General features: G+C 40.9%; 1 protein-coding gene. It reads right to left on the bottom strand.

Going from position 1 to position 335, the window contains the following annotated elements; translation table 11 throughout:
• A partial coding sequence (locus tag RJ01_RS15565) for an IS3 family transposase (protein ID WP_034171743.1) occupies window positions 1-335 on the bottom strand: 335 nt, incomplete at both ends.

Raw genomic sequence — 335 nt, 5'->3', positions numbered from 1 at the left:
ATACTTTCCATCCAACAATTGCTCGTGAGAATACGTCAATAACAAATGCGGTATATACCCAGCCTGAATGAGTTTGAATATACGTAAAGTCACCCACCCATAGTTGGTTTGGATGATCAGCATTAAAATTACGTTTCACTAAATCATCTGCCCGTTTTTGGTCATCTCGGTTACGGGTGGTTTGTTTATTCTTACCATGCCAAACACCTTGTATACCTAGCTTTTGCATCAATCGAGCAACTGTACAACGTGCAATCACATAGCCTTCACATTTCAGTTGTTGCCAGACCTTACGCACACCATACCGACCTGAACTTTCCTTCCAAATTCGTTTA

The sequence above is a fragment of the Acinetobacter sp. YZS-X1-1 genome, assembly GCF_000804305.1.
GTDB classification, from domain to species: domain Bacteria; phylum Pseudomonadota; class Gammaproteobacteria; order Pseudomonadales; family Moraxellaceae; genus Acinetobacter; species Acinetobacter variabilis.
The sequence above is the reverse complement of the archived record's forward strand: the minus strand, read 5'-3'. Positions and strand labels throughout refer to the sequence as shown.